The following is a 5,931-nucleotide window of genomic DNA, read 5'->3' as shown; positions in this document are numbered from 1 at the left end:
CCACACCCTTAACGTGTAATCTCCTGAGGGGATGTTGTCCAGCACGGCCAGCCCCTGGTTGTTCACGTGGCTGTAGTAGGGCGTGTCCAGCACCACTACCCAGGCAATCATATGGTCATGAATATTGCAGCCCAGCGCGGCGACGCCACTTTGGTCAAACACCACCGGCTTGGTCGGGGTGCCTACATATAGCTTAATTTCAAACGGTTTAATGGCCGAAAACGAATACACATGGTGGCGCACGGTATCTTCATTCGGGAAGGTTACCGCGGTGCCGCGCGGGATCACCAGTATCTCGGGTACGAATGTTTTGTCGCGTTGCACTATGTTGGCAAGAGGTGCCGGCTGAACGGCTGCCGCCGCGGCGGCAGATTCAAGAAACACCACGGCACCCGAAGCGGCATTGCCCTGGTTGTCCCGCACCTGCACTTTTAGCTGTGCAGCCAGCACCATCGATGGCAGCAACATCGCGGCCATCGTTATGACGCTATGCAGCAGATTATGGCTCAATCGCAATACCACGCAGCGCTTTGCCATCAGACAGCTTGCCGAGTTTAGTTGTTTTGCCAGTGGTTAAATCAACCTGATATAAGCTGCTGTCTGGCTCTGCCACGGTGCTGACCGCGATCAGCGCGATGTTTTTCAGATCAGAAATATCAAACGACACTTGCTGTAACTCTGCCAGCCCCAGGCTACCCACGGTATATAACTGGCCGGTGTTAGGGGATACCGCCGGGCTGCTGCCTTCTACCGTGCCCTGGGTCAGCAGATTAGCGCTGGTTTTATCGATGGCGTAGTTGGTGGTCAGCTTACTGTCCTGCTGGTTATAGGTATAGGCAGCCGCGATTACCGCTGGCTGTTGGCCAAAATGGGCATCGCCCGGCGCATACTGCAGATCAGGATCGGTTGAGGCGATTTCGCCGGTGACCGGGTGCAGGCGCAGGTTCTGGCCATGCTCGTTCACTACGCGAATACGGTCTGCTGCCGGGTTAAAATCAAAACCGGATTGGCCGCTTTTCAGCGTGCCTGCCGCTAACGGTGTGCCGACTGCAGTTAAGGCGCCGCTTGCTGTATCCACAGTGTATAACTGGCCTTTACTGGAAAAGGCAAACAGCACGCCATAGGCAACGCGGTAATCGATACCAAGCAGTTCTTCACCGGCGCTAAGCCCGGTTACAGCTTTTTGTTCAAGCACTTTGTCAGGTGCAGATGGGTTTACTTTGATCAACTGGTTGGCGTCACTCAGCAGCCACAGGGTTTCGTTACCTTTAAGCTGTGGCATGGTGGCGGCGCTGATACCGGCTGAAAAAACCGCCGCAGACATTAAACTGCCGGCGGCAATACGCATGGCTGTACTAACAGTGGGGCGGCGCTTGAACATAGAGTGCATAGGTGGGTCCTTTTCGGCTGTGACGCTGTTTAAGGTACTGATACTGCATCGTTAATGCTGCAACAGTGTAGCAAGAACAGTTTGCAGTCAAGTGACGGTTGTCGAGTTATCATAAAACTGCTCTGTAGTTACGGTTGCTAAGCCGATACAGTTCAGCCTGATGATTGCAGCATGGTGAAGCCGCGCGCGCTAGGCAGGGTTTCAGCCGGGTTTCGCCAGTTGCTGCAAAATATGGCAATGTGGGCTGCCATCGCCCCGGCAGCTGTCGGCCAACGCCGTCAGCACCTGCTGCATATGCTGCAGCTCGGCAATTTTGCCGGCAATTTCATCCAGGTGTTGCTGAGCCAGCTGTTTTACCGCCCGGCTTTCACGCTGTGGGTCTTGCCATAATGCCAGCAGCGACTGGATATCGTGTAACGAAAACCCCAGGTTGCGTGCCTGACGAATAAAACGTAGCTGGTTAATTTGCTCAGTGTTGTAAAGCCGGTAACCGGCATCGGTGCGTGGCGATTTTTTCAGCAAACCGGATTGCTCATAGTGCCGGATCATTTTAGCGCTTAAGCCACTCGCTTTTGCCGCATCACCAATGGTCAGTAAGGTCGCCATATGTCGCTCCTTATTAAAAAGACATGCGTTGCAAACGCAGGGCATTGGTTACCACCAGTACACTGCTACAGGCCATCGCTGCGCCGGCAATCACCGGGTTTAAAAAGCCCAGCGCCGCCAGCGGTATACCGATAGTATTAAAGGCAAAGGCCCAGAACAGATTTTGCTGAATATTACGGTAGGTTGCACTGGCGAGCAGCAGTGCTGTCGCAACCAGTTCCGGATCGCCACGCATCAGCGTAAATGCCGACGCACTTACAGCAACATCGGTACCGGTTGCCATCGCTATACCTAAATCGGCCTGCGCCAAAGCGGGGGCATCATTAATGCCATCACCCACCATCGCCACTTTGTAACCCTGCTGCTGATAGGCCGCTACGGCTTCAGCTTTACCCTGCGGCAGCACTTCGGCGTCAAAATTGTCCAGTCCCAGCTCTTTGGCGACATACTCGGCGCTGGCTAAAGAGTCACCGGTTAACATGGATACCCGAATACCGGCAGCTTGTAATTTATGTACCGCATTTTTTGCCTGGGCTTTGGCTTTATCAGCAAAGCACAGCAAACCGAGTAATGTCGTGCCCTGAGCAGTTTTCTCTGCCAGCCAGGATACCGAGGCGCCCGGTACAGCGATAAGATCTTGCGGTAGCGTCAGCCCCATCTCGCGCATCCAGCTACCCGAGCCCAGCATCACCGCACGGCCTTTGACGTTAGCTTTCACGCCTTTCCCGGCCACCACAGCAAAATCCGATACCGGCAATAAGTCTACATTGTGGCTATTGGCGTAGCTGACAATCGCCTTGGCCAACGGATGCTCGCTGTACTGTGACAACGCATAGGCCAGTGCTGCCAGCTCAGTTTCATTGTTAAGCGCGTTTAGCTGCGTTAATACGGGTTTGCCCTCGGTGAGGGTGCCGGTTTTATCAAACACGACATAATCAATTTTTGTCGCCTGCTCCAGCGCGACAGCATCTTTCACCAAAATGCCCTGGCGCGCCGCCGTGCCGGTGCCAGCCATAATGGCCGCTGGAGTGGCCAGACCCAAAGCACAGGGACAGGCAATAACCAATACCGCAACCGCATTAAGAATACCTTGTTGCCAATCGGCAAAGCCTATGCCCCAAATCAGCACTGTGGCTAAGGCGACCAGTAATACTACCGGTACAAAGATACTGCTTATTTTATCCACCAGAGCTTGCACCGGTGCTTTCGCCCCCTGGGCCTGCTCTACCAGGCGGATAATTTTTGACAAGGTTGATTCTGCACCCAGGGCACTGGCCTCAAACTCCAGCCGGCCATCGAGATTAACCGAGCCGCCCGTCACTTTATCGCCAGTGGTTTTATGCAGCGGCACACTCTCTCCGCTGATAAGCGCTTCATCCACATGGCTGCTGCCCTCTGTCACTATGCCGTCGGCCGGTATACGTTCACCCGGCAGCACCTGAATGCGATCACCTTTAACCAGCTCAGCGGCTGCAATACTGTGCCAGCCATTATTGCGCCAGACACTGGCTGATGTCGGTTTTAAGTTTTCCAGCGCTTGCAGCGCATCGGTGGTACGCCGCTTGGCGCGTTTCTCCAGCAACTTACCCAGCAACACCAGGGTTAATACCGCCGCGCCACTTTCAAAGTACAGGTGCGGTGCGCCATGATGCCCATCAAAGCTGTACCACAGATAAAGCGATAAGCCATAAGCCGCACTGGTACCAATTGATACCAGTAAGTCCATATTGCCGGTGCCCGCTTTAAGTGCATGCCAGCCGGCTTTGTAAAAACGGGCGCCAAAGTAAAATTGTACCGGTGTTGCTAACAGCCATTGCCACAACGCGGGCAACATCCAGTCGGCGCCAAACAACATGCCTACCATTGGTAAAACTAATGGCAATGTCAGCAGGGCTGCACCGATCACCGGCCAGCTGTCTCGCTGATAAAACCGCGGTGGTGTGGCTGGAGTATTTTCTGCCTCAGGCGAAGCCTGGCTGAGGATCAGCTCATAACCGGCATCGGCAATGGCCTGTTTCAGGGCGCTGTCTTCTGTATCCGGTAACAGGGTCAGGCTAACCTGCTCTGTGGCCAGGTTTACCGAGGCACTTATCACGCCAGGCACCTTTAACAGGCTTTTTTCAACCCGGCCGGCACAAGACGCGCAGGTCATGCCTTTTACCGCATATTGCCGGTTAGCGGTTTCCAGTTCATAGCCGGCACTGGTTACCGCCGCACTAAGCTCGTCAAAGCGGGCATCGCCTGCTACCGTTGCCATGTCCGTCGCCAGGTTGACGTTGGCTGATGTCACACCGGCCACAGCGCGCAGTGCATTTTCAATCCGTTTCGCGCAGGACGCACAGGTCATGCCCTTTATTGCAAGTTGTATTGTTGCTGCCATATCAGTTACTCCGGGTTGCAGAATGTTATCAGGCATAACAAGGCTAAACCTTACCATTATGGCAAGGTCAAACAACTTTCAAAGAAATTTAAAATAGCCGCTTGACTGTACCACAGTGGCAAGCTTTAGCTTGTGTCATGAACGCACTACAGGAGAGAAACACCATGAAATTCCATATCGCTGACATGACATGTGGCCATTGCGTGAGCATGGTTACCAAAGCCATCCTTGCCGCCGACACTGATGCTAAAGTTGAGGTCAATTTAACCGACAAAACGCTGCAGCTAAGCAGTGACCTTAGCCCTGCAGAGGTTATAGACGTCTTAACCGCAGCGGGCTATCCGGCGACGGAAGTCAAAGCCAACTGCTGCAATCCAGCTAACACCTGCCACAGCGCCTAACGAAAAAGCCACCTCAGGGTGGCTTTTTAACTTACCCGCTGGTTGAACCACATAGCGTCAATACCGCTATTGCTGCCCGGGCGGTAAAGCATCAGAATAGCAGCCCTCAGCAGTAGAGGTGTTTATGGTTAATCTGGCGTTGATGGGTGCGTTTATTCCTACCTTTTTGTTTGTTTCAGTCACGCCTGGCATGTGCATGACGCTGGCGATGACACTGGGTATGAACCAGGGCGTGCGCCGTACCCTATGGATGATGTGGGGCGAAATGCTTGGCGTGGCGCTGGTGGCAATACTGGCGGTATGTGGCGTGGCAGCGATAATGCTGCAGTTTCCGGCGGTATTTCAGTGGTTTAAAATTGCCGGGGCTTGTTACCTTGGCTACATAGGGCTGCAGATGTGGCGGGCGAAGGGCAAACTGGCTTTGCCACAGCCGGGTGAGTTGCCGGCGTTGCTGCCAAGGCGCACGCTGTTTAGCCAGGGCTTTATTACCGCGGTATCTAACCCTAAAGGCTGGGCGTTTCATATGGCCCTGTTGCCACCCTTTATCGATAGCGAATTGGCGTTCTGGCCGCAATTGCTGGTGCTGGTGGCGATTATTATTCTGCTGGAATTTGGCTCTATGCTGCTGTACGCCAGCGGTGGTAAAGCCTTAGCGCTGTTTTTTGGCAAAGCCAACCGGGTGCAGTACTTAAACCGCATCGGCGCCAGCCTGATGTTTGGCGTGGCGCTTTGGATGCTAGCGTGATGTGCTTAATTAACGCTGGATAATAAAATCGGCTTTGCTGCGGCGAACCTTTTTCAGGTTTACCAGCCAGTCGCCTTCAACCTCGCGGTAACCCAGCGGCAATAGCAAGACTGACTTCAGGCCAAGTTCTGCCAGGTTCAGGATCTGGTCGACTTTCTCCGGTTCAAAACCTTCCATCGGCGTCGCATCAATGCCTTGCTCAGCCGCTGCCAGCAGGGCAGAACCTAAGCCGATATACGCCTGACGGGCGGCATGTTCAAAGTTTTGTTGTGCAGGGCGCTGTGGATAGTGGTTTAGCAGCTGCTGCCGGTACGCTTCCCAACCTTCGTTTTTAAAACCGCGCTGCTCATTCACCAGATCGAACATGCTGTTAATCCGCTCTGGCGTGTAGTTATCCCAGGCGGCAAAC

The 5,931-nt window shown here is 53.9% G+C and carries 7 protein-coding genes; 2 read left to right on the top strand and 5 right to left on the bottom strand.

The window, feature by feature from the left end:
- The 4 genes from VIN66_RS13875 to VIN66_RS13860 form a co-directional block, all read right to left on the bottom strand.
- On the bottom strand, window positions 1-510 hold a 510-nt coding region (locus tag VIN66_RS13875; protein ID WP_331924532.1), incomplete at its 3' end, for a methylamine utilization protein.
- Window positions 500-1,390: a DUF4394 domain-containing protein gene (locus VIN66_RS13870; RefSeq protein ID WP_331924531.1), complete on the bottom strand. Its 891-nt coding sequence runs from the start codon at window positions 1,388-1,390 to the stop codon at window positions 500-502. The genes VIN66_RS13875 and VIN66_RS13870, both read right to left, overlap by 11 nt.
- Window positions 1,391-1,591: 201 nt before the next feature.
- Window positions 1,592-1,996, bottom strand: a complete 405-nt coding sequence (gene cueR, locus VIN66_RS13865; RefSeq protein ID WP_331924530.1) for a Cu(I)-responsive transcriptional regulator — start codon at window positions 1,994-1,996, stop codon at window positions 1,592-1,594.
- A gap of 13 nt (window positions 1,997-2,009) precedes the next feature.
- Complete coding sequence (locus VIN66_RS13860; protein ID WP_331924529.1) at window positions 2,010-4,376, bottom strand: heavy metal translocating P-type ATPase; 2,367 nt, start codon at window positions 4,374-4,376, stop codon at window positions 2,010-2,012.
- Between the two features lie 164 nt (window positions 4,377-4,540).
- On the opposite strand from VIN66_RS13860, the gene VIN66_RS13855 reads away from it, so the two are divergent.
- Together VIN66_RS13855 and VIN66_RS13850 are read left to right on the top strand one after the other, a co-directional pair.
- The gene (locus VIN66_RS13855) at window positions 4,541-4,777 is read left to right on the top strand and encodes a heavy-metal-associated domain-containing protein (protein WP_331924528.1); all 237 of its coding nucleotides are present in this window, start codon (window positions 4,541-4,543) and stop codon (window positions 4,775-4,777) included.
- 124 nt (window positions 4,778-4,901) lie between these two features.
- Window positions 4,902-5,522, top strand: a complete 621-nt coding sequence (locus tag VIN66_RS13850) for a LysE family translocator (RefSeq protein ID WP_331924533.1) — start codon at window positions 4,902-4,904, stop codon at window positions 5,520-5,522.
- 9 nt (window positions 5,523-5,531) lie between these two features.
- Here VIN66_RS13850 and VIN66_RS13845 read toward each other — a convergent pair.
- A partial coding sequence (locus tag VIN66_RS13845) for a nitroreductase family protein (RefSeq protein WP_331924527.1) occupies window positions 5,532-5,931 on the bottom strand: 400 nt, incomplete at its 5' end.

The sequence above is a fragment of the Rheinheimera sp. genome (genome assembly GCF_036568245.1).
In the GTDB taxonomy this organism is placed as follows: Bacteria; Pseudomonadota; Gammaproteobacteria; order Enterobacterales; family Alteromonadaceae; genus Alishewanella.
The sequence above is the reverse complement of the archived record's forward strand: the minus strand, read 5'-3'. Positions and strand labels throughout refer to the sequence as shown.

Coding starts and splice junctions, on each gene's coding strand:
- VIN66_RS13850 (WP_331924533.1), top strand. CDS start 4,902: ATGGTTAATCTGGCGTTGATGGGTGCGTTTATTCCTACCTTTTTGTTT.
- VIN66_RS13855 (WP_331924528.1), top strand. CDS start 4,541: ATGAAATTCCATATCGCTGACATGACATGTGGCCATTGCGTGAGCATG.
- cueR (WP_331924530.1), bottom strand. CDS start 1,996: ATGGCGACCTTACTGACCATTGGTGATGCGGCAAAAGCGAGTGGCTTA.
- VIN66_RS13860 (WP_331924529.1), bottom strand. CDS start 4,376: ATGGCAGCAACAATACAACTTGCAATAAAGGGCATGACCTGTGCGTCC.
- VIN66_RS13870 (WP_331924531.1), bottom strand. CDS start 1,390: ATGCACTCTATGTTCAAGCGCCGCCCCACTGTTAGTACAGCCATGCGT.